This is a genomic window from Abditibacteriota bacterium (assembly GCA_017552965.1).
Classification (GTDB): Bacteria; Armatimonadota; UBA5829; order UBA5829; family UBA5829; genus RGIG7931.
The window spans coordinates 200,883-222,866 of sequence record JAFZNQ010000009.1 but is presented as its reverse complement, the minus strand read 5'-3'; the positions used below and the strand labels follow the sequence as shown (position 1 = coordinate 222,866).

Genomic DNA, 21,984 nt, shown 5'->3' with positions numbered 1-21,984 from the left:
GCTGTATGTGATATAATAGAGAGGGTGCGTCTGTGACGCCCCCGCAAGAGGAGGACAAGATGATAATCAAAAAAGCGAACGGACTTCAGACCTTTGCAAACCATAGCGAGCTCGTCAACCCCCGGGAGCCCAACCTGCTGAGGGAGCAATTCCCTTATACGGAGGTCCCGGCCATAGTCTTTGACGGCATGAGCGTGCCTATGGACCCTGTGGAGGATTATTATATCACAGATACCACTTTCCGGGACGGACAGCAGGCCAGGCCTCCCTATACCGCCGGCGAGATAGTCAAGCTGTACGACTTTCTCAGCCAGATAGGCGGCCCCAACGGCATCATCAGATTTTCGGAGTTTTTCCTGTATTCCGACAAGGACAAGGACGCCGTCAACAAGTGTCTGGAGCTGGGACACAAGTTCCCGGTGGTCACCGGCTGGATCAGGGCCACCAAGAAGGATTTTGAGATAGTAAAGCAGATGGGCCTGAAGGAAACGGGCATTCTCACCTCCTGCTCGGACTATCACATCTATCTGAAGCTGAAAAAGGACCGGGCGCAGGTGAAGGAGCAGTATATCTCTCTCGTCAGGGACGCCTTTGACTTCGGTCTGGACGCGGTGCGGTGCCATCTGGAGGACATCACCAGAGCCGACTTTGAGGGCTTTGTGATCCCCTACGTCACCGAGCTGATGAAGGTGGCAAAGGAAGCCGGCAGGGAAGTGAAGATCCGCCTGTGTGACACCATGGGCTACGGCGTGCCCTGGGCCGAGGCTGCCCTCCCCAGGTCGGTGCCCAAGATGATCTACACTCTCAAGAACGAGTGCGGAGTCCCCGGCAAGTGGCTGGAATGGCACGGACACAACGATTTTCACAAGGTGGGCGTCAACGGCACCACCGCCTGGCTCTACGGAGCAGCCGCCGTCAACGCGTCTCTCTTCGGCTTCGGAGAGAGGACCGGCAATCCTTCGCTGGAGGGGGCCATCTTTGACTACATCTCCCTGAAGGGCTCCGACTGCGGCATCAATACCCGTATGATCACCGAGGTGGCCAAATACTACACCGAGGAGCTGGGCCTCACCATACCGGACAACTATCCCTTCGTGGGCTCCAACTTCAACGTGACCAGCGCCGGCGTCCACGCCGACGGCATCCTGAAGAACGAAGAGATATACAACATCTTCGATACTGCCAAGATACTGAACAGGCCTGCCAGAGTGAACGTCACGGACAAGTCCGGACTGGCCGGCATAGCCCACTGGGTCAACGCCTTCCTGGGCCTGAAGAGCGAATACGCCATAGACAAAAAGCATCCGGGTCTCTACAAGATCAACGAATGGGTCCACGAGCAGTACAAGGCCGGCAGGGTGACCAGCATATCGGATACGGAGATGCTGGCTCAGGCCCGGATATATCTGCCCGACTATTTCAAGAGCGACTTTGATATCATCAAGAACAGAGCTCTGGACCTGACCGAGAAGATCATAGAAGAGATAGTGGAAGACCCCTGCACCCAGAAGATGAACGTGTCCGGCATAGAGGCCAAGCTGTCGAATATAGTCAGAAAGCACGACTTCATACAGTTTGCCTACGTGACGGACAGCAAGGGCATACGCATCACCCAAAACATCAACCCCAGTCAGCTGAACGAAAAATACGTCTCCGCCACCGGCAGCGAGAACTTCAGCGAAAGGGAGTGGTTCGTGGAGGCCAAGAAGAACAAGGGGATATATATCACCGATTTTTATACCTCCCGCTACACGGGAGAGATGTGTATCACCGTGTCTGCTCCCATATACAACGATGACGATGATTTCATCGGCGTGGTGGGTATAGATATCCAGTTTGAGGCGCTGGCAAGGATGCCTCTTATCAACGATTAAAAACGGCTTCGGCCGTTTTTTTGTGTCAGGGGCGTCTGCCCGGCATGGAGTAGTCTCATGATCGTCAAGTTTCCATACGGAGAAACCTTTGCTCCGGCAGAAGTGCCGGACCGCAACCTTATCAGCATCTACAGCAAGAACAACCGCGAGCCCATAGAATATGAGGACATCCGGGACGCTGCCGTGGAGGCTATAGAGGCGCCCGTGGCTTCTCCGGGTCTTGCCCGGCTGGCCAGGGGCAAGCGAAGGGCCGTGATAGTCGCCGACGACAACCCTCAGACTCCCGTAAGGATCATAGCGCCTCTCATAGTGTCCCGGCTGGAAGCGGAGGGCATACAGGACATAGCCTTTATCACCGCCTCGCCCCAGGTCCTTGACGACGCCGAAAAACAAAAGAGATTCGGCAGGAAGCTGTGCGCCAAATATCCGGTGCTGGATCACACTCCCGCCGACAGCCTGTCTCTGAGAGACCTGGGCTACAGCGAAAGCGGCACCCGCATCTACGTCAGCAATACTGCCACCGAGTCGGACCTGCTCATATCCATAGGCCAGATCGCTCCTTCTCACATATCCGGCTTCACCGGGGGAGCGGACGCGGTGCTTCCCGGGCTGGCCGGAGAAGAGACTGCCAACCGCCTCTATTGGGAAAGCGGCCTCTATACGGGGGGCGAGATACTGGGCAATATCCAAAATCCCATACGCCGGGAGATGGATCTGGCTGCCGAAAGGGCAGGGCTTTCCTTCATAGTCAACTGCATCATCAACACGGAAGGGGAGCCGGTGGGCTTTATAGCCGGCGACCCGGTGGAGGCCTTCAAAAAGGGAGCCGAGATGGCGGAGAACGTGTTCGGCGCCTATTTCCATGAGCATGCCGACATAGTCATATGCTCCTCCTTTCCCTATGACAGGGACCTGTGGGAGGCTTCGAGGGCCCTGTTTGCCGCCGGCGTCATGGTGAAAAACGGGGGAGTGATCATTCTGGTGAGCCCCTGTCCCGAGGGGGTCAGCGCCGATCACAGTCAGATAGAAGAGCTGGGCTATCACGGAGAGTCCGAGACCGTGGCCGCAGTGAACAACGGCATCCTCACGGATTTTGCCGCCTTCAGCCATTTGCTCCACGTGGGCCGTCTCATCAAGGAAAAGGCTTCCTGTATCATGGTGAAAAACGGCATAGAACGGGATACGGTGATCAAGCTGGGCTTCAAGTTCTCTTCCACGCCTCAGAGAGCCGTGGACCGGGCTCTGAAGCTCATGGGGCCCGGAGCCAGGATAGCAGTGCTGGGAGAAGGCGGAAAGGCTCTGCCCGTGTATATGCAGGTGGCCAGGTTCTGATATGCTGCGACGGCTGACAGTGTGGCTGCCGATACTGGTGTTGGCGCTGGCAGCGGCAGCTGCTGTGGCTGCGGCGCCTGCGCTGCCGGGAGCCGGCAGCGACGCCTATACGGTGCCCGTCAAGCTCACCTGCCTCCCGGCGGGGGGATATACCCTGAAGACCATATCCTCCTGCAAGGGGATGCTGGCAGATACCCGGCGGGATATACCCGCCGGCTCTCAGATCAGCTTTGTCCCCTCCGGTGAGCTGGTCCTTGCCCGGATAAACGGGCAGGAGTTCAAACAGACCGCGGCGGAGCTCACAGGCAAGTTTGCCTGGGGAGACAGCAGGATCTACGCGGGCACTCTCCGCATCAGATGCTCCAAGGGCCGCCTGTCCGGCGTGTGCGTCACGGATCTGGAGGACTATACAGCCGGGGTACTGGCCTGCGAGATAGGCGCTCTGGCTCCCGCCGAGGCCCTGAAGGCCATGGCGGTGGCTGTCAGGACCTACGCTGTCTGCCGGGCCGCAAAGACAGAGCTGTGCGACTCTTCCCACTGCCAGAATTTCAGAGGCGTCACCGAGAATCCAAAGCTCACGGGGGCGGCAGCCGCCACCGCGGGTCAGCTGATGCTCTGCAAGGGCGTGCCCATAGAAGCCATGTATTCCGCGGATTGCGGGGGAGTCACCGAGCAGGGCAACGCCCCCTATCTGAAGTCCAAAAAGGAGCCCTCTGACATGAAAGGGCACAGGTCCTGGACCTACGTGTATCCCAAGAGCAAGCTGTCCGCCCTGCTGGGACTGGGGACCATCACCCGTATCACTGTCGCCGAGTGCACCCCCTCCGGCAGGATCAGGACTCTGGTCGTATATGACGGCGACGCCGACAAGACCGTCCGCATCAGCGGGGACAACCTGAGGTCCAGGCTGGGCTATGCCAATCTGAAAAGCACCTTCTTTACGGTGGCCGTCATAGAGAAGGACGTGGTCTTTTCCGGCAAGGGCTACGGCCACGGCAAGGGGCTGTGTCAGGCCGGCATCACAGAGCTGGCCGGCCGGGGCTGGGATCACAAAAGGATCCTCGCCTGGTATTACGACGGTATCGTCATTACGGATATAGGGACCTACAAGCAGGCTGCCGGCCGCAAATGAGACTGCCAATGAATTCTATTATATGCTATAATTATAATAGAACAGGAGAAACGCCTTGAGAAAAATATTCATCATAATGTGTATGCTGTGTGTCGCTGCCGTTGCATACTGCCAGCAGACGGACACCATCAAATTCTATACCACCTGGGACGACCTGATGCTCTACGTGGCCGTGTCTGCCCAGGGGCCGGACCTGCGGGCAGTCCACAAGGAGTTCAACAGTCCCACAGAGGGCGACGACGGCCTGGAGCTCTTTTTGAACCTCTCCGACGACCGGACCTCCGCAGCCTATACGGACAAGACTGCCTATATCTCCGTGTCGGCTGCCGGCGGCTTTGAATTCAGGCGGGGCAACGGTACAGCCCTGGAGCAGGAGAAGCTGTTTTCCCACAGATACGGCGTGGACGTGCAGGGCAATCTCAACGACCCGGGCAACATCGACTCGGGCTATTCCATAGAGCTGGCCATCCCCTGGAGCGAGCTGGGCGGCTCCAATATGAGCTACAAGTCCATAGGCATCGATTTCAGGATCACGGTCTGCGGCAAGTCCTACTGTCTGTCGGGCCCCGACACCTTTATGCAGCCGGACAAATGCTGGGACCTGCTGCTCTCGAAGTTTTCCACCCTGAGCACCAAGGGCACCCGCAAGATAGTGTCCAATCACTATATGGCGGAGCCCAGGATCAACGGCGAGCTCAAGGAAAACGAGTGGTATTCCCGGACGGCCTACGTCATAGAGGTCCCGGTGGAAGGCGACGACCCCTACGCCCTGATATTTGCCGATCAGCCCCTCAGATCGGCGGTATTCGATCCCCGCGAAGGCACCCGGGGCATACTGGACGATCCCCGCAGAGCTGGCTGGCTGAAGGAGAGCATAGCCGGACTGGTGAAGAATGAAGGCGCCGACGCTCTGGTCATACCCGCAGACAATCCCTTTATTTGCCAAATAGCAGAGGCCCTGAAGGCCTGTCTGGCCGAAGGGACCGCCGCTGCCACTGCCAGCCCCTCCCTGTTTGGCTGCGACGACCCGGAGGGAGCCCTGCTGGCGTTTTATTCCGCCATACCCGAGCAGCTGAGGCGGACGGCTCTGGACAGCGAGGGCCACATAGGCTATCCCGTATATACCGACGAGCCCGATGAGGAGCTGGCCGGAAGGTTTGCCGAGCTGTTCGGCAGAAGGCCTGTGTTCCGCTCCGGAGCAGACCTGAAGGCGGAATCCGCCGCAGAGCGGCCCAAAAAGGCCTATTCGTATATCATCAGCTCCGTGACCATGCCCGCGGCTCTGGACTCCCGGACCGGCAGGCAGGCCTCTATCGTCATCAAAAATACCGGCACTCTGACCTGGAAGTCCGGCGAGGCGGCCCTGGCCTACAAGTGGTACGTGGGAGGCAGATTCTTTTCCGAGGGTCTGGCGCCCGTGCCCATCATGAAGGACGTGGCTCCCGGCGGTCTGTATCAGATGAACACGGCGCTGGCTCCCATGTCCGACAAGCGCAAGCCTCTTCCCGAAGGCGAGGCTGTGTGCGAGCTGGACCTGATCACTCAGGAGGACGGCAAGAGCATGGCCAAGCCCGACGGCGACACCTTCATCTTCAGGACCGTCATACAGAAGAGCGCGCCCTCCGGCGAAGACGCAGCGTCCAAAGCGGCTCTGAAGGAGCTCAGGGAACAAGCGCCCAAGCCTTACGTGGTGTCGGCGGACGAGCCCTGTCTGGTGGCCCCCGGCGGCTCTTACAGGGTCATACTCCAGGTGTGCAACACCACTCTGGAGGGCTGGACTCCGGACAACGTCTATGCCGAGGCCAGGGTGTGCGTGCTGGACAGCTCCGGCAGGGAAGAATACTCCGGGCCCAAGGCCAGACTGGAGCTGAGAGACGACACTCCCGACGGCACCATAGGCGCCTTTGACGGCTATCTGGATACAGGCAAGCTGAGACTCATTTCTCCCGGCTCCGGTCACGTCTGCGTCATCAGATATACTCTGGGGGACAAGAAAAAGAGAGTCGATCTCAGGGAGCACCGCATGCTGACGGCGGACAGGGATGACAATCAGCGCATCATCGCTCTGAAGGCTCCCGAAAAGAACGGGGACGACCTGACCGTCACTCTGGGCGTCAGGAACGCCGGCATCAGAAAATGGCCCCTGGCCACCACCTTCATCACCGCATCCCTCTACAGCCCCGAGGGGGTCCTCATCAAAAAGGACCTTTACAAGGGCCTGCTCTCCGAGCCCGGGAAGAAAAAGAAGACTCTGGATCCCGGCGAGACTGTGGAAAGAGTCATCTCCTTCAGAGACGACCCGGACCTCACCGAAGGAGTGCTGGTGGTGGAGCTCACCGACGACGGAGAGCCCTTTGGCAACTCTGTCCTGGAAAAGCCTGCGGACAGGCTGATACTGGAGCCTGATGCAGAATAATACGCCGGCCGGGGCCCGGTCAGTTGCATAAAATTCGCATATATGATATAATATATAAGATACACTTTCAGATGGGGGTTACCTAATTTGCCTAATATCAAATCTGTGATGAAGGACGTCAAAAAGTCCAGAGAGAATCATCTTCGCAATGTTTCTACAAAGAGCAGAATAAAGACACTTACCAAAAAGACCAAGCTTGCTATTGACGAAAAGGCTGACAACGTGGCCGCATTGATGAATGAGTCATTCAGCGTGATTGACAAGGCAGCCAAGAGAGGCATTATTCATCCTAACCAGGCGGCCCGCAGAAAAGCAAGGCTTGCGAAAAAGCTGGCGAAAGCTGATTAGTTTTGAAATAATGCCCCCTTTCGGGGGTATTGTTTTGTGGAGCCCTGCGCTCCCGCGCCGCTTGTGCAGATGAAAGACACGCAGGCATTGCTTGCAGCGGAAAAGCATCTCTTTGAATACGCCCCGGCCGGCAAGGCCGCCGTCAGGGTGGGAGTAGGATTTCCCAACACCTACACCGTGGGAATGGCTTCTCTGGGCTATCAGCTGGTGTGGCACTTTTTTTCCTGCTGCCCGGGACTGGCCGTCTATCGGTTTTTTTTGCCCGAAAAGGGGGGAGCCCCCGTCACTCTTGAAGAGGGGCTGAGCCTGGCGTCCATGGACGCGCTGGCCTTTTCCGTGGCCTTTGAGATGGACTACGTCAATCTGCTGGGGATGCTGCAAAGCTCCGACATACCTCTTCTCTCCCGGGAGAGGAGGGAGGAGGACCCGCTGGTCATCATAGGCGGCAGCGTGACGCTCATCAATCCCGAGCCTCTCTATTCCTTTGCGGATCTGGTCTATACGGGCGACCTGGAGCCGCGGTATGAAGAAATATGCGCCATACTGGCCCAAAAAAGAGATCTGGGCCGGCAGGGGACTCTGGAGCGGCTCTCCGGGGTGCCGGGCATGACAGCCCCTCTGCTGGGGGTCCGCGGCGAAAGGCAGGTGGAGCACGAGCTGGACAGGTATTGTCCACACTCTGTCATATGCACGCCCTACGCCCGATTCGGAGACACTCTGCTCTTTGAGACTGCCAGAGGCTGCGCCAGAAGGTGCCGCTTTTGCGCCGCCGGCAATACCACCGGCCCCATGCGCATCCGCAGGCCGGAGCTGCCGGAGTATCACTGCTACGGCATGGTGGGGGCCGCCGTGTTTGACTCCCCTTACAGCGTGGAGCTGTGCAGGCGCTTTGTGAGCAGAAAGGCATCCTTCAGCCTGTCCTCACTGCGTCTGGAGACTCTGGACGCGGAAAAGCTGTCCCTGATGAAGCAGGGAGGCGTGGAGACTGTGACCATAGCGCCGGAGGCAGGCACGGAAAGGCTGCGGGACATACTGGGCAAGAGCTGCCCGGACGAACGCATATTCCATGCTGCGGAGCTGGTGGAGCAGGCGGGCTTCAGGCGGCTGAAGATGTATTTTATGACAGGCCTTCCCGGGGAGACCGACGAGGACATAGAGGGCATACAGACTCTTGTCTCCCGGCTGCACGAAGAGCATCCTTCCCTGAGCCTGTCCGCCTCTGCGGGCATCTTTGTCCCCAAGCCCCGGACGCCCTTTGCCGACGAAACGCAGCCCCCTCTGAAGGAGCTCACGAGACGGCTGGATATATTGAAAAAGAGATATCTGAGAGGCTGCGACGTCACCTGCGAATCGCCCAGGCTGGCCAGGATACAATGGCTGCTGGCGCAGGCCGATGAGGAGCTGGGCAGAGAGCTGCTGCTGCGCTGTCTTGAAGGCGGCTACAGAGCGGGCCTGAGATACGCTGGATCTTTGGACAAATGAACCGGACTATTACTGTACTGAGAAACGTATATGAAGTGATCTACGACGCAGTGGTGGGCTATTTCCGTGATGACGGACCTACCCATTCCGCCGCGGTGACCTACTATATGTTCCTGGCTATCCTGCCCATATTAGTCACGGCGGTCTCCGTGTGCACCACCGTCTTCGGCTCCACTCAGGAGGCCTACAACTGGGTGATGGTGTACGTGGACAAGTTTTCTCCGGAGCTTTCTTCCGCCTACAAGGCCCAGATACGGCTCACCATAGACGAAGTCATATCCGTGAGAGGCACCGCTATCGGAGTAGGTATAGTCAGTCTGGTGTGGATAGCCCTGAACGGCATCTGCGCTCTGGAGCACAGCATCAACGCCGCCTGGAAGCTGACCATCAACCGCAATCCCGTGATGCGCCGGGTGGTGAGCCTCATATTGCTCTTTGTGCTCTTTGCCATGCTCTACGCCACCTCTCTCTTTTCCGCCTTTTCGGCCAAGAGCCTCCAGGAGTATTTTGCATATCCGGAGATATTGAGGATACTGGCCATAGTGGGCTCTTATCTGGTGTATTTTCTGGCCTTCCTCTTTATATACTGGTTCCTGGTGCGGATACAGGTGGCGGTGCAGTCCGTCATAGCCGCCTCACTGGCGGGGGCCGTGATATGGGGCGTGTCAAAAAGCATATTTTCCTGGTTTCTGATCAGCTTTGCCCAGTATTCCCGCATATACGGTCCTGTGGCGGGCATCATGGTCTTTCTGATCTGGATGTATTTTTCGGTAGTCATTATAATCTTTTGCGCCGAGGTGGGCTACGCCGTCAACCTCAGATGCAATCACAGTTAGGTGGATAAATGGAAGCGATCATACAGGCCCTGACCGGCTTTATCATCAACGTGCTGGACCCTCTGGGGTATTGGGGCATCATCATACTCATGGGCATAGAAAGCGCCTGCATTCCCGTGCCCTCAGAGATCATCATGCCCTACGGCGGCTATCTGGCCGCCACCTATGACAATTTCAACGTGGTAGGCATAGGTCTGGCCGGCGCCATAGGCAACGTGTGGGGCTCCGCTCTGGCATACTGGGCCGGAAGAAAAGGCGGCAGGCATTTTGTCATCAAATACGGCAAATACATACTGATGAACAAAAAGTCGCTGGACCGGGCCGACCGGTTTTTCGAGAGATTCGGCGATTTTGCCGTGTTCATAGGCAGAGTGCTGCCCATTATCCGCACCTTTATATCCTTTCCCGCCGGCGTTAGCCGGGTGCCCTTTGGCAAGTTTATCCTGTTCACCTTTCTGGGCTCCGTGCCCTGGTGCATGGGTCTTGCCTATATAGGCTGGGTGCTGACTGCCAAATTTCCCGACACCCCCGCCTGGGAATACGTGGAGAACTCTCCCATATCTCACTACGCCCACTATATCATAGGCGGCCTGATCCTCATAGGCCTGGCCTCCTATATATGGCACCACGTAAAGGAGATGAAGGAGGACGGGGATGAAGGCTAAGATACTCATGATGGACGTGGACGGCACTCTGACCGACGGCAAGATCTACATGGGGCAGACAGGCGAGGTCATGAAGGCCTTCAGCGACAAGGACGGCTACGGCCTGATGAACGCCCTGAAGCGCGGGCTGATCCCCGCCATAGTCACCGGCAGGACCAGCGACATAGTGATCAACAGGTTCGGCAAGGAGCTGAAGGTGCAGGAGATATATCAGGGAGTCACGGACAAGACAGCCGTGGCCGAAGCCCTGGCGGCAAAATACTCACTGACCCTCGCCGACTGCGCCTACATAGGCAACGACCTCAACGACCTGGAAGTGATGCTGGCCCTGAAGCGGTCGGGTGGACTCTGCGGCTGCCCCGCGGACTCGGTGGAGGGGATAAAGGAGATCAGCGACTTCGTATCGCCCAACGTGGGCGGCAGCGGCGCCGTGAGGACCTTTATCGACTGGCTGCTGGAGGACTGAGCCGGGGCCGGGAACAAAAACGCCCGAAAAAGCGTATAATAAATGATAGACGATTTTCCCTCCGAAAGGAAATGAAAGTGATCGGACGGGAGTGAACCTGCCGTCCGGATGCCGATCTGAAAACAACAACCGATATAAAGACAACTAAAGATAAAGGAGTACCTCTATGACACTCGTTGTCACACTTTACCTTCCACCTTTGGCGGCAGGGCCATGGGCGCCTTGCCGGTTTCCAACGACAAAACATATTGCATAGAGCAGACTGCAGGGTCTGTCTGTTGTCCGCGCTGCGTGGGACTGTTTGATCTGCGGGATCTGTGATCCTGCGGAGGCCTTGCGCGTCGTCCGGGCTGCGGAGACCCGGGCGCCGAGGCGTCAGGGCCCTTTGGGTGTTCAACTATACGGAGGAGGCTTGTTATGGGGTGTTTGTGGAATGTGTGGTCATGCATGACGCTGTTTTTTTTCCTTGGCTTGTGCAGCGCCCATCCCTTGGGTTTTATAGCGTTGTTCTTATACCTTTCCCTGCTCACCCGGGTCGACCATGGAGACCGTGAAAGATATTTTAAGTGTCCGGTCTGCGGAGAAGTGTGCAGAGAGTCTGATCTGCGCTGCCCCGTGTGCGGCACCAGACTCAGATGAGATATAAAGGAGAAAGAAGTGAATAAAGCTTTTTGGGGGAGGCTGCGGCAAACGCGGCAAAGCGTAGCCGCCTGCTATATCCGCGTATGGCTCATTGATTTATGTATAGCAACAATAGTATTTGGCATATCTATGTGTGCCGTCAGGACAGCTCAGCTCAGCAGCAATATCGTATTTGCGGTCTTTGGCTTTTGGGGTGTAGTGTGGCTGGGGCGATATGCGGGTATTCTGGTCGCTGCGCTGTTTCTCACTGCGCCCGGTCCGGATAAACGCAAGGCTGTCAGGCGGCTTATATGGCTCCTTCTCTTGTGCGCCTTTTTCACTTTGTGCATCATATTTTTAGAGATGTGTCTCTGCGCAGGGTTGCCGGAGGCTGCGGTAAAGGCCCTGGGCCGGCCGGCTCTCCCGGCGCTGTGTGTCTGGTACTTTTTGTGGTGCGGCGATATTGTGAGACGGCTTTGGCACCGGTTCTGACGCAAACCGGGCAGAGACAACGGATCAAACGATTCGGATGAGTGAGGAGAGGTGTTATGTCATACATATTCGGTGTTTTAATGCTTATTTGTCTTATCAAGAGTCTGCTTGATTAGAAGGAAGCTCGGCAGGCATACGATGTCATCAATTAATATAGGAGTAAACAATGGAAGAAGCAAAGAGAGAAGATCTCTTTGAGATCAAAACAGACCGGCTGGGCCGGCGGGCGCTGACCAAATACAGAGGGAAGGACCGGGCGCCGGAGCTGCCGGAGGACATAGAGGTCATAGGCGACTACGCCTTTTGGTGCAGAGATATAGTGAGTGTGCGCATTCCCGACTCCGTGAAGGAGATAGGGCAGGGAGCCTTTATGTGGTGCGACCGTCTGACCGAGGTCAGTCTGCCTGAGGGGATAAGGCTGGGGACCGACGCCTTTGCCGACGCGCCGGGCGTTCCCTTTTCCCTCTGCGTCACCGACGGCGTGCTGATGGGCTATCACGGGGTCTGTCCGGAGGAATTGGTGATACCCGCCGGCGTCAGGTCTGTGGCCCGGGGCTTGTTTGAGGGTCAGATCTTTACCCGGATAGTGTTCCCCGAGGGGCTCACTTCCATCGGCAGGGAGAGCTTTGTCCATTGCGAATACCTTACCGAGGTGGTGCTCCCGGACAGCGTGAAGAGGATTGGCGACTGCGCCTTTGCCTGGTGCCATCAGCTGACGAAGGTGTCCCTTCCGAAGAGCGCCCGGATGGGGGTCTATGCCTTTGCGGACGCCCCGGGGGTCCCTTTTTCCCTGAATATACGGAACGATACCGTCGTAGGCTGGACCGGAGACATACCGGAAGAGATAGTGTTCCCTCCCGATGTGAAACGTATATACTGCGACTTCGATACCGACCATATCAGGCGGATAGTCCTGCCGGAGGGCCTCCTGAAGATCTATGGCGGCGCCTTCAGAGCCTGCTCAAATCTTGTCTCGGCAGCGATCCCGGATACGGTGAAGGAAATAGACGATCTGGCTTTTGCGGATTGCGTGAGTCTGACGGACCTGTCAGTCCCCCGGGGAGCCGGGATCCGGGAAGGCGCTTTTCGGAACGTCCCGGGGGCAGAGTTTTCCCTGTGCATCACGGACGGCCGCCTGGAGGACTACAACGGCGTCTGTCCGGAGATGCTGACGCTTCCCCCGGAGGTGGAGGTGATAGAGGATGGGGTTTTTTCCGAATGTCCGACTCTTGTCTCCATTGTGATCCCCGAAGGGGTCCGGGAGATAGGCCGTTGGGCTTTTTCCGAATGTCCGACTCTTGAGTCTGTGGTGATCCCGGACAGCGTGGAGGAAATAGGGGAAGGGGCTTTTGAAGATTGCTGCGATAGTCTGACGATAGTGACAAATAATCCCGTGGCCATAGAGTATGCGAAAAATCACGGGCTCCCGTGGACCGTGGGCCGGAAGCAGTGAGACTGCCGCGCCGGCCCGGCAGGCAAAACGGAAACAGAGAGTGTCCCTTGGAAAAATGAGCATGGTATAAAGGAGTACTGATATGCGTTTGAATCGTGAAGAGAGATGGGGTGGGGGTAACTGGTGGCGAGATGAGCAGACAGGAATTAAGTGGCGGTCGCCTTATGATTTATGTGTTAAAGGTGATGTTGTTCCCGTAAATAGTGATATAGAAAATAAAGGTATAGATATTCTGCTTGATAATGGATATAAAGTAGATTACAGTAAGATCATCAAGTATGAAGTGAATATTTATATGCATAATATGCCGAAAGAGGTATGTCATGATAATATACTATATACAATAAGGAGAAGACTGTTTTGTTCTGATAAGTATGGAGATTTATGGGAAGCAGTTCTCGATATCACCAGACTGTGCGAGTGTAAAGACGAAAAATATTTAGAATATTGTTATGCGAATAAGGCATACAAGTTTGACAGGGGGCATATCAGTTGCAGCGGCGAGCTTTACACAGTGACTAAAATGCACCTGGACGGCTTTCCCGAATATATTCCCGCCATTGAGTATTAAGATCAGCGCTTATAAAGCTGACGTCTCCGGATGTGTGTGGAAGCCGCCTTTCCCGATGCGCAAAAGCCGCGGCCGGGCGTATGCCTGACGGCGGAATATGCTATAATGATTGTGGCAGCAAGTTTAGCGGCATTACCGCCGCCTTGCCGCAATTATTATTGTGAGAGACGCTTATGAAAACCTTTATCCTTTTGCTGCTCATTATTCTCTGCTCCGGAGCCCTGTATGCGGGGTCCGGGGACAAGTTTTTCTCCGTGGCCTGGCTCATCAGGGATTTCCCCGGCAACGATGCGCCCCTGGGGCATTGGATCAATTCGGAGACCAACTACCGGGGCCTTGTCAACGCCGACCGGATATTCACGGACTGCCTGGCGCGGGCCCGGAAGGACCGGCCGGAGCTGCCCCGGTATATGCCTCAAACCATCGGCCTCTACAACGCTCCCACCACGGAGAAATATGGCAATATCATACGCAGGATGCTGGAGAGAGGCAATTGCGAGCTGGGAGTGGCCAACGCCATCCCGGACCAAAGGATGAAGGAAATATCCGACTATTTCGGCGGATTCCCGGTGACGGCCAATATGAACTGGGAGCTGGAGGAAAAGCCGGAATACACCAAATACTTTGCCGGCTTTGGAGTGAAGACTCAGTTCAACGCCGTATTGGAGGGGGACTCTCTCATCGGCGAGACCATAGACCTGGGCCACAACTGGGAGGGCAGGCCCTTCATGCCCTATTATACCCAGCTGCGGAGCGAAGACCCCCGAAAGAGCTGCAAGACCAACAGGGAGCTGCGGGAAACCGGCGCGCCATTGGACCTCTTTTGGCTGACCCGCTCCCCCTGGTCCGAATATGACCGCTATTGTTTTCAGTATTCCACCCATCCCGGGGACGTGCTGGTGGGCCCCGGCAGCCGCAAAAGGGCCTATCCCGACAATATCTGGTATTGGGAAAACGAGATAAGAGAGTGGGAAGACAATCTGGACAAGGGCTATATCCCCTACGCCCACATCAGCATAGCTCTGGAGGGCGAGCTCATAAGCGACCCCATGTCGGATACGGATGACAGGCATATCAAGCAAGCTATACTGAAAAATCTGGTGGACCTGCTGCTTGCCAGGGGCTGGAAGCCCGTGGCTTCTCTGGAGTTCCTCAAGTGGTACGAGGAAAAATGGCCCTGTCCCGAGGCTCCCAACTCCGTCATATATTTCAACGATACGGCCCGGGAGCCCGACGGCCGCTATTTCACTCCCGCCTGGTCCTACGTGACCGAGGACAAGGAGACATCGGACATGGGGCAAATATTCATAGCCGAGACCAAATATTTCAGAGTGTGCGAGCACCGGCACAGGCTGTCACCCTTTATGGAGACCGCCTACGAGCTGGAATGCCCCAATCTCTACGCCCAAAAGCATGCCGGCCACGACCCCAGATCGGTGAAATCGGAGCTCCACGGCGGCGCCACCTTTGCCGACGGCACAGGCTGGCCCGGAGACCCGGACCAGCTGTCGGTGACGGCTGCCAGCGGCAACACTCTCTTTTGGGGCAATGACCCTCACAGACACGTTCCCGCCAAATGGGACTATATGGCGGAGAGGCTGGGGCTGGAGCCCCTGGCCAAACACCGCTGCTATACGCTGTTGATAGACGGCAGGGACGTGCAGTTTCCCGCAGAGTGGCGTCCCAACGAATACTACGGCGAGATCACAAATATACTGAGAAACGACGCCATCATCAGCTGGGAAAAGCGCGTCACCGCCATGGTGGACGGCAAGGCCTTCAGGATAGGCCTGAAGCACACTCTGGCAGGCAAGACCCACAGGATAAAGCTGCTGGACCCGGAGGGGGACCTGCAGGGCCACAACCTCGAGCTGGTCTTCCGTCCCTTCTTCTATCAGGGCTGGCTGGCAGATCAGGAATACATGGTATTTGCACAGCCCTTCGGCAGCTCCGACACCTTTGCGTATTCGGTGGACAACCCGGAGGAGATCTGGCGGACCTTTGGCTTCGGCAGAGTGGGGAAGGGCTTCAGGATATACCACAACAATCCCGATTATCCGGAGCTGGGGCGCTCGGTGGAGGTGTCTTTGGACGGCGCAGCGGAGTCGGTCACCTTTGTGGACGTGAAGGGCTCCGGGCAGTATGTGGAGGCCCGGGTGCCCCTGTCGGGCCCGGGAGAGTTCTCCCTGAGATACAAGAGGCTCCACCCTCTGGACTAAAGGACTTGTCTCTGCAATAAGTATTCGGCGGCGAGGGCCATAGGCCCTCGCCGCCGATATCACATATGATAGTCTATCCGCATTTGCTCCAGCCGCAGAAGCGGCACACCAGACAGCCGGACTCATGGTCCACTTCGCCGCCGCAGTCGGGGCAGGCGCCGATGATATTCTCTGCCGTTTCGGCATCGTCCCCGGCGTCGGGGGCGTCCTTGCCCGGGTTTTTGTATTCCAGGTAGTGGTCTATGGCGATGCCTATGGCATCGCTGCAGGACAGCACCTGTCCGCCCTTGCCCCAGGCAGGGTTGGGACATCTGATGCCCCGCAGGTGCTTGCGTATGGCGGTGATGTCCACTCCGGAGCGCAGGGCCAGGGAGCAGAGCCTGCTGATGGCTTCCAGCTGGCTGGAGGCGCAGCCGCCGGCTTTGCCTATCTGGGTAAAGATCTCAAAGGCGCCGTTTTCGTCCTCGTTGATGGTCACGTAAAGGTGGCCGCAGCCGGTCTGTATCCGTTCGGTGCGTCCCGTGGTCACGTCCGGGCGGGCCCTGACTCCGCCGGGCTTCTCGTCCTTTTTGTCCTCCTTGCCGATGTTGAGCACCTGGGCGTCCCGGGAGCCATAGCGGTATATGGTGCAGCCCTTGCAGCCCAGCTCATAGGCAAAGCGGAAGGCGTCCCGCACGTCCTCCTTGGTGGCCTCCTTCGGGAAGTTCACAGTCTTGGATACGGCGTTGTCCGTGAATTTCTGAAAAGCCGCCTGCATGCGTATATGCCATTCAGGTGTGATGTCCAGAGCTGTCTTGAATACCCGCTTCAGGTCCTCGGGCACCTCGTCTATGCCTGCCAGAGAGCCCTGCTCTGATATCTTTTCCATCAGCTCTTCCGAATATATGCCTCTGTCTCTGGCTGCCTTTTCAAAATAGGGGTTGACCTCAAAGAGCTTGTTGTTGTCCAGCACTCTCTTGAAGTAGCTGATGCCAAACACGGGCTCGCAGCCGCCGGAGCAGGAGGCGATGATGCTCAGAGTGCCGGTAGGGGCGATGGTGGTGATGGTGGCGTTTCTGAGGGGCATGTCCGCCTTTTCGTATATGCTGCCCTCGTAGTTGGGGAAGGTGCCTCTCTCCCGGGCCAGCTCCATGGAGGCCTCCCGGCCGGCGGTCCTGATGCAGTCCATGACCTGCTCGGCTATTTGGCAGCCTTCCTCGCTGTCATAGGGGACCATCAGCTGAAACAGCATGTCCGCAAAGCCCATGATACCCAGACCTATCTTGCGGTTGGCGCAGGTAGTCCTGGCTATCTCGGGGATGGGATATTTGTTGATCTCGATGACGTTGTCGAGAAATCTGACTGCCGTCCGGGCCGTGTCGGCCAGCTTGTCAAAGTCCACCACGGTCCTGCCGCCGTCGGTCTTCACCATGTGGGCCAGATTGATGGAGCCCAGATTGCAGGCCTCGTAGGGCAGCAGGGGCTGCTCGCCGCAGGGGTTGGTGCTCTCTATCTCTCCCTTGTGGGGAGTGGGGTTGTCCTTGTTGATGCGGTCTATGAAGATGATGCCGGGCTCCCCGTTTTTCCAGGCCATATTGACTATGAGGTCAAAGACCTTGGAGGCGTTCACGGTGCGGACGCACTGGCCGGTGCGGGGATTGATGAGCTCGTAGTCCTCGCCTGCCTTGACCGCTTCCATAAACTTTTCGGTGAGGAGCACCGATATATTGAAGTTGGTGAACCGTGTGAGGTCGTTCTTGCAGGTGATAAATTCCAGTATGTTGGGATGGTCCACCCGCAGACACCCCATATTGGCCCCCCGGCGGGTGCCGCCCTGCTTGATGGCTTCGGTGGCGGAGTTGAACACGTCCATAAAGGACACGGGGCCGCTGGATACGCCGTTGGTGGAGCGGACTATGTCGCTGGCGGGCCTCAGCCGGGAAAAGGAAAAGCCGGTGCCGCCGCCGCTCTTGTGAATGAGGGCAGTGTTTTTGATGGTCTCAAAGATGGAGTCCATGCTGTCCTCTATGGGCAGCACAAAGCAGGCGGACAGCTGGCCCAGGTCCTTGCCTGCATTCATGAGAGTAGGGGAGTTGGGCATAAAGTCCAGGTCACAGAGCAGCCGGAGAAACCTCTCTGTCATCTTCTCCCTCATGGAGGGGTCGGACTCGGCTCCGGCCACGGCAGTGGCCACCCTCTCAAACAGGCCCTGAGGGGTCTCCTTCAGATTGCCCTCCTCGTCCTTGGTCAGATATCTTTTTTCCAATACAGTGATCGCGTTCTCGCTAAGCTTCATCGTCTTCTCCGCTGTTGATAAGTTTGCTGAATTGCTCTATGCTCTCAAAGTGCATATATACAGACATAAATCTGATATAGGCCACCATATCTGTCTTTTTCAGTTCTTCGGATACCCATTTGCCCAGAGTGCCGCTGGTGACCTCTGAGTCTCCGCATTGGATGCACCTTTGCTCCAGCTCCTTGGCTATACCGGCGATGGTCTCGCTGGACACGGGTCTCTTGTTGCAGGCTATCTGTATGCCTCTGATGAGCTTGTCCTGACTGAAGATCTCCCGCTGGCCGTTGCGCTTGACTATCATGGGCGAGATGTTGACTACCGTCTCCTTGGTGGTAAAGCGTCTGCCGCAGGACAGACACTCACGGCGCCGACGGAGCTCGGCTTTGTTTTTGCCGGATCGGGATTCGAGGACCTTGTCGCTGCTGGATCCGCAAAAAGGACATATCATGTGTGACTACCTCTTATATGGTGTATATATCAATTATAACACACTATATAAAAGAAGTCTATGAGGCGCGTGAAAAAACCGGAAAAAATCTCACCCAACAGAGAGCCGGGAGAGCAGGGCGCAGACGCAAAAAAAAAGCGCTGCATGGCAGCGCTTCGCGTGTGTGCTTTATTTGTAGATGCCTTCCTCGTGCCACACCTTCCAGATGAGCTCGTATCTCTCCAGAGCCATGCCCGTGTAGGCGCAGTTGGAGGTGCAGAAGATGTAGCCGCCGCCGGGCATGCCGTGCTTCAGGCAATAGCGGGCAGACTCGATGCATTCCTCATCGGTGCCGGTCTGCAGCAAGCCGCAGTTCACGTTGCCGCAGAGGCACACTCTGTCGCCATAGAGCCTCTTTACCTCGGCGATATCCACGTTTGCCTGAGGGTCTATGGAGTGGAGAGCGTGGGGGTTGCAGTCCACCAGCTGGTCGAGGATGGGCATGATGTTGCCGTCTGTGTGCTTGATGGTGTAGAAGCCCAGGTCCCTGTAGCCGGCGATAAGCCGCTTCAGATAAGGAGTGACGAACTCGGCAAACTGGGCAGGGGACAGGAAGGGCCCGGTGTTGAGGCAGTAGTCCGAGCACAGGGCAAAGCCGGCCAGATCCGTGTTCTCCTTCAAGAACTCGGCGTTCCTGAGAGCGTTGTCCACGCTTCTCTCGGCTTCGTCCTTTACCTTGTCGGGCTCGTCAATGAGCCTGTAGGAAAACTCCATCATATGGTTGCCGTCGGGGATGGCGTAGGTGGCGTCGCCATGGATCATGACGAAATACTCGTTGTTGGTCTGCTCGTTGAACATGTTGATGGAGCGGACCATTTCTTCCCGGGAGCCGGGATTGGGGTGGAAGAACAGGGCGTCATGCTCGTATTGCTCCACGGTCATGCGATAGGTGTCCACTATGTCCTGACGGTGCAGCTGCCGCTCATGCTCGCTCATCTGCTGCCACTGGCCGAAGGCTCTCATGGAGGGATGCAGCTTGCCAAAGGCTTCCATGGTCAGAAAGAACACCAGCTCAAAGGTGGGTACTCTGCCGGTGATGGGCTTTCGCTCCAGGGCTGCTATAAAACGTTCTTTGTGTGTCATATATAGTCTCCGAAAAATAAGTGACTGCCGGAGGCAGACAGGGTGCAGGCGGCAAGCTGCCGCCCATATCACTATATATTATAGCATAATATCTGCGGGATGGATACTCCTATCGGGACAAAAGTCCAAGGATATCCCCGCAGGTGGCATAGCCTGTCCGGCCCAGCATTTTCACGCTGACGGAGGCTGTGAGACACCCGGTCTCCGCCGCCTCTCGGCAGGTTCCTCCTGCCGCCAGAGTCAGCACTGCCCCGGCGGTGAAGCTGTCTCCCGCGCCGGTGGGGTCTATCTCGCCCTCCACCTGTCTCGCCGGCACGAGGGTGACGCCCCGGGAGTCAAAGATGCTGACGCCCTGCTCGGACCGGGTGAGGAATACGGGCTTGCCGGTCCTTTCGGCGAGAGCTTTTCCCGCCAGCAGCAGGTTGTCCTCAGTCAGGGGAGCATCCTTCATCATACAGCCCACCGCTTCGGCGGCGTTGGGCTTTACTATCATATTGGCAAACAGATGTCCTCTCAGCCGGGAGTCCACCCAAAAGACCTTGGCGGGGTATTTGACCGTCAGGTCATGGAGAGCCTCCCGGACCCGGGGGGTGATGAGGCCGCAGCCTTCCTCCTCCACCTCGGACTGGTCGGCTATCACCACTCCGTCCGCCTCTTCCACGGCTGCGGCGATCTTGTCTGTCAGACGCTCTTCCTCCGCCGGTGTAAAGGGGGTCCTGTTTTTGATGTCGTAGCGCTCCTTTTCCCCGGAGAGTCCGGGGAGAGCGGCGTTCTGAGGCTTGGTGTAGGTGCAGGTGTGTCTGTCAAAGAGCAGCATGTATTCGTCGCTGCAGCCCAGCTGCCTGACGTCCTGTCTGAGCTCATAGCCCTCTCCGTCGTCGCCGGTGTAGCCCACGGCAATGACCCGTCCTGCGCCCATCTTCACCAGATTGGTGAGTATGTTGCCGGCGGCGCCGGGGCTGTGAACGACCCGTATCACCTGATTGGCAGCAAGACCCGTCTCTCTCGACTCCTCCCGTAGACTCTCGTCAAAATAGAGATATCTGTCCAGAAAAAAGTCGCCTATGACCGCTATGGTCCGGGAGCCAAACTGACCCGACAGCTCCAGAAAACGCTTTCTATCCATATTGTGATAGCTCCTTGTAAAGACCGGCGAGAAACAGCCGGTTGTCCAGACATACGTAGTCCAGCCGACCTCCCATGCGATAAAAGGACTTGCAGAATCTGAGGTAATAGGCCGGGTTGTCCTTGGGAGGCTCGCCTGCGCTCCAGTCCCAGCCCCCGCCGTCCTGCAGGTCCACTATGGCCACGGTGAAATCCCGGGCGGGGCCTCTGCCTTCGAGGATGGCCCGGTTGTTGGCTATGGACATGCTCTTTTCAAACACCATGGGGGACATGATGGCGCAGCCCACAGACATGGTGACTCCGCCTTCCGGGAGCCCGGACACGGCCTCGGCAAAGGCCAGAAAGTCCCTGCCTGCGGCCCTGCCTATGGCGGCCGGCCGGTTCATTGGATGGGTGTATATGATGTCGTAGCCTATGCCCGGATGCACCGTAAAGGGGACGCCCGACTCCCACGCGGCCCGCTGGACAGAATATTCCTTGCAGGAGTGCCTCACGGAGAGAAAGCCCGGGGGTATATCATAGCGGCGTATGACGCCCAGCAGGTCCATGGCTGCTGCGGCCCTGTCAGCATCTCCGCCCTCCAGACCCTCGTTTATCAGCTCTCTGAGGGTATCCGGGTCGGGGATATGGATGCCGTCATCGGCTATCATCCGGCCCACGGACTCCCCGTAGCCCAGACCGTCCACCGCTCCCGCAGTGACGGCCAGATTGATGTATCTGCCTGTCTCGTCCCAGGTGCCGAACCGGCCCCGGGCCACGTTTTCCCTGACGTTCTCGGAGCTCATGCCCATCCAGGCAAATTCCCAGTCGTGGATGGAGCCCGCTCCGTTGGTGGCCACGTGGGTGAGCCAGCCCTCCTGCAGCAGCCTGATCACGATGGGGCCGCAGCCGTTTTTTATGAGATGGGCTCCGTAGGTGAGCATGCGGCTTTTGCCCTCTTGACGGGCCCTGGCCAGCTCTGCTGCCAGACGACGGATCTGCAAGGCTTCGTTTTGAGGGACCCGGGGGGTCATGTCCGGGTCCAGGGCGATGTGGCGTATATCCAGATCGTTTTTTCTCTCTGAGAGAGGGAACATGCGTATGCAATCTCTGTCGAACTGCTTCACT

The 21,984-nt window shown here is 57.3% G+C and carries 17 protein-coding genes; 12 read left to right on the top strand and 5 right to left on the bottom strand.

What is annotated here, in order from left to right; genetic code table 11:
- The first annotated feature begins 59 nt into the window (after nucleotides 1–59).
- The 12 genes from IK083_01955 (at nucleotide 60) to IK083_01900 (ending at nucleotide 15,907) form a co-directional block, all read left to right on the top strand.
- Complete coding sequence (locus tag IK083_01955) at nucleotides 60–1,874, top strand: histone-lysine N-methyltransferase (protein MBR4748324.1); 1,815 nt, start codon at nucleotides 60–62, stop codon at nucleotides 1,872–1,874.
- A 57-nt stretch (nucleotides 1,875–1,931) separates the two neighbouring features.
- Nucleotides 1,932–3,206: a DUF2088 domain-containing protein gene (locus IK083_01950; protein ID MBR4748323.1), complete on the top strand. Its 1,275-nt coding sequence runs from the start codon at nucleotides 1,932–1,934 to the stop codon at nucleotides 3,204–3,206.
- Nucleotide 3,207: 1 nt separating this feature from the next.
- Entirely contained in the window at nucleotides 3,208–4,338 is a 1,131-nt protein-coding gene (locus tag IK083_01945; GenBank protein MBR4748322.1) for a SpoIID/LytB domain-containing protein, read from the top strand.
- Between the two features lie 55 nt (nucleotides 4,339–4,393).
- Complete coding sequence (locus IK083_01940) at nucleotides 4,394–6,754, top strand: hypothetical protein (GenBank protein ID MBR4748321.1); 2,361 nt, start codon at nucleotides 4,394–4,396, stop codon at nucleotides 6,752–6,754.
- An 87-nt stretch (nucleotides 6,755–6,841) separates the two neighbouring features.
- The gene (locus IK083_01935; protein ID MBR4748320.1) at nucleotides 6,842–7,102 is read left to right on the top strand and encodes a 30S ribosomal protein S20; all 261 of its coding nucleotides are present in this window, start codon (nucleotides 6,842–6,844) and stop codon (nucleotides 7,100–7,102) included.
- A 69-nt stretch (nucleotides 7,103–7,171) separates the two neighbouring features.
- Nucleotides 7,172–8,584 (top strand): radical SAM protein, encoded by a 1,413-nt coding sequence (locus IK083_01930; GenBank protein ID MBR4748319.1) that lies wholly within the window; start codon nucleotides 7,172–7,174, stop codon nucleotides 8,582–8,584.
- Complete coding sequence (locus tag IK083_01925) at nucleotides 8,581–9,420, top strand: YihY/virulence factor BrkB family protein (protein MBR4748318.1); 840 nt, start codon at nucleotides 8,581–8,583, stop codon at nucleotides 9,418–9,420. The genes IK083_01930 and IK083_01925 overlap by 4 nt, the downstream gene beginning before the upstream one ends.
- 8 nt (nucleotides 9,421–9,428) lie before the next feature.
- Nucleotides 9,429–10,085: a DedA family protein gene (locus IK083_01920; protein ID MBR4748317.1), complete on the top strand. Its 657-nt coding sequence runs from the start codon at nucleotides 9,429–9,431 to the stop codon at nucleotides 10,083–10,085.
- A complete protein-coding gene (locus IK083_01915) occupies nucleotides 10,075–10,551 on the top strand; it encodes an HAD hydrolase family protein (protein ID MBR4748316.1) in 477 nt (158 codons plus the stop codon). Before IK083_01920 ends, IK083_01915 begins: the two co-directional genes overlap by 11 nt.
- Nucleotides 10,552–11,830: 1,279 nt before the next feature.
- Nucleotides 11,831–13,117, top strand: a complete 1,287-nt coding sequence (locus IK083_01910) for a leucine-rich repeat domain-containing protein (protein ID MBR4748315.1) — start codon at nucleotides 11,831–11,833, stop codon at nucleotides 13,115–13,117.
- A gap of 82 nt (nucleotides 13,118–13,199) precedes the next feature.
- Nucleotides 13,200–13,688 carry a hypothetical protein gene (locus tag IK083_01905; GenBank protein MBR4748314.1) on the top strand — a complete coding sequence of 163 codons (489 nt, stop codon included), beginning with the start codon at nucleotides 13,200–13,202 and terminating at the stop codon, nucleotides 13,686–13,688.
- A 173-nt stretch (nucleotides 13,689–13,861) separates the two neighbouring features.
- Nucleotides 13,862–15,907: a hypothetical protein gene (locus IK083_01900; GenBank protein ID MBR4748313.1), complete on the top strand. Its 2,046-nt coding sequence runs from the start codon at nucleotides 13,862–13,864 to the stop codon at nucleotides 15,905–15,907.
- Nucleotides 15,908–15,980: 73 nt separating this feature from the next.
- Here the strand turns inward: IK083_01900 and IK083_01895 are convergent, their stop codons facing one another.
- From IK083_01895 to IK083_01875, 5 genes are all read right to left on the bottom strand, one after another.
- A complete protein-coding gene (locus IK083_01895) occupies nucleotides 15,981–18,182 on the bottom strand; it encodes a vitamin B12-dependent ribonucleotide reductase (protein MBR4748312.1) in 2,202 nt (733 codons plus the stop codon).
- Nucleotides 18,172–18,630: a transcriptional repressor NrdR gene (nrdR, locus tag IK083_01890; protein ID MBR4748311.1), complete on the bottom strand. Its 459-nt coding sequence runs from the start codon at nucleotides 18,628–18,630 to the stop codon at nucleotides 18,172–18,174. The genes IK083_01895 and nrdR overlap by 11 nt, the downstream gene beginning before the upstream one ends.
- A 168-nt stretch (nucleotides 18,631–18,798) precedes the next feature.
- Nucleotides 18,799–19,752, bottom strand: a complete 954-nt coding sequence (locus tag IK083_01885; GenBank protein ID MBR4748310.1) for a hypothetical protein — start codon at nucleotides 19,750–19,752, stop codon at nucleotides 18,799–18,801.
- A 109-nt stretch (nucleotides 19,753–19,861) separates the two neighbouring features.
- On the bottom strand, nucleotides 19,862–20,878 hold the full coding sequence (locus IK083_01880; GenBank protein MBR4748309.1) for a carbohydrate kinase: 1,017 nt from the start codon (nucleotides 20,876–20,878) through the stop codon (nucleotides 19,862–19,864).
- Entirely contained in the window at nucleotides 20,871–21,953 is a 1,083-nt protein-coding gene (locus tag IK083_01875; protein ID MBR4748308.1) for a hypothetical protein, read from the bottom strand. Before IK083_01875 ends, IK083_01880 begins: the two co-directional genes overlap by 8 nt.
- Nucleotides 21,954–21,984: the final 31 nt, after the last annotated feature.

Excerpts from the sequence above, each read along its gene's own strand:
- IK083_01955 (MBR4748324.1), top strand. The coding sequence starts at position 60 with ATGATAATCAAAAAAGCGAACGGACTTCAGACCTTTGCAAACCATAGC.
- IK083_01950 (MBR4748323.1), top strand. The coding sequence starts at position 1,932 with ATGATCGTCAAGTTTCCATACGGAGAAACCTTTGCTCCGGCAGAAGTG.
- IK083_01945 (MBR4748322.1), top strand. The coding sequence starts at position 3,208 with ATGCTGCGACGGCTGACAGTGTGGCTGCCGATACTGGTGTTGGCGCTG.
- IK083_01930 (MBR4748319.1), top strand. The coding sequence starts at position 7,172 with ATGAAAGACACGCAGGCATTGCTTGCAGCGGAAAAGCATCTCTTTGAA.
- IK083_01925 (MBR4748318.1), top strand. The coding sequence starts at position 8,581 with ATGAACCGGACTATTACTGTACTGAGAAACGTATATGAAGTGATCTAC.
- IK083_01920 (MBR4748317.1), top strand. The coding sequence starts at position 9,429 with ATGGAAGCGATCATACAGGCCCTGACCGGCTTTATCATCAACGTGCTG.
- IK083_01915 (MBR4748316.1), top strand. The coding sequence starts at position 10,075 with ATGAAGGCTAAGATACTCATGATGGACGTGGACGGCACTCTGACCGAC.
- IK083_01910 (MBR4748315.1), top strand. The coding sequence starts at position 11,831 with ATGGAAGAAGCAAAGAGAGAAGATCTCTTTGAGATCAAAACAGACCGG.
- IK083_01905 (MBR4748314.1), top strand. The coding sequence starts at position 13,200 with ATGCGTTTGAATCGTGAAGAGAGATGGGGTGGGGGTAACTGGTGGCGA.
- IK083_01900 (MBR4748313.1), top strand. The coding sequence starts at position 13,862 with ATGAAAACCTTTATCCTTTTGCTGCTCATTATTCTCTGCTCCGGAGCC.
- IK083_01895 (MBR4748312.1), bottom strand. The coding sequence starts at position 18,182 with ATGAAGCTTAGCGAGAACGCGATCACTGTATTGGAAAAAAGATATCTG.
- nrdR (MBR4748311.1), bottom strand. The coding sequence starts at position 18,630 with ATGATATGTCCTTTTTGCGGATCCAGCAGCGACAAGGTCCTCGAATCC.
- IK083_01885 (MBR4748310.1), bottom strand. The coding sequence starts at position 19,752 with ATGACACACAAAGAACGTTTTATAGCAGCCCTGGAGCGAAAGCCCATC.
- IK083_01880 (MBR4748309.1), bottom strand. The coding sequence starts at position 20,878 with ATGGATAGAAAGCGTTTTCTGGAGCTGTCGGGTCAGTTTGGCTCCCGG.
- IK083_01875 (MBR4748308.1), bottom strand. The coding sequence starts at position 21,953 with ATGTTCCCTCTCTCAGAGAGAAAAAACGATCTGGATATACGCCACATC.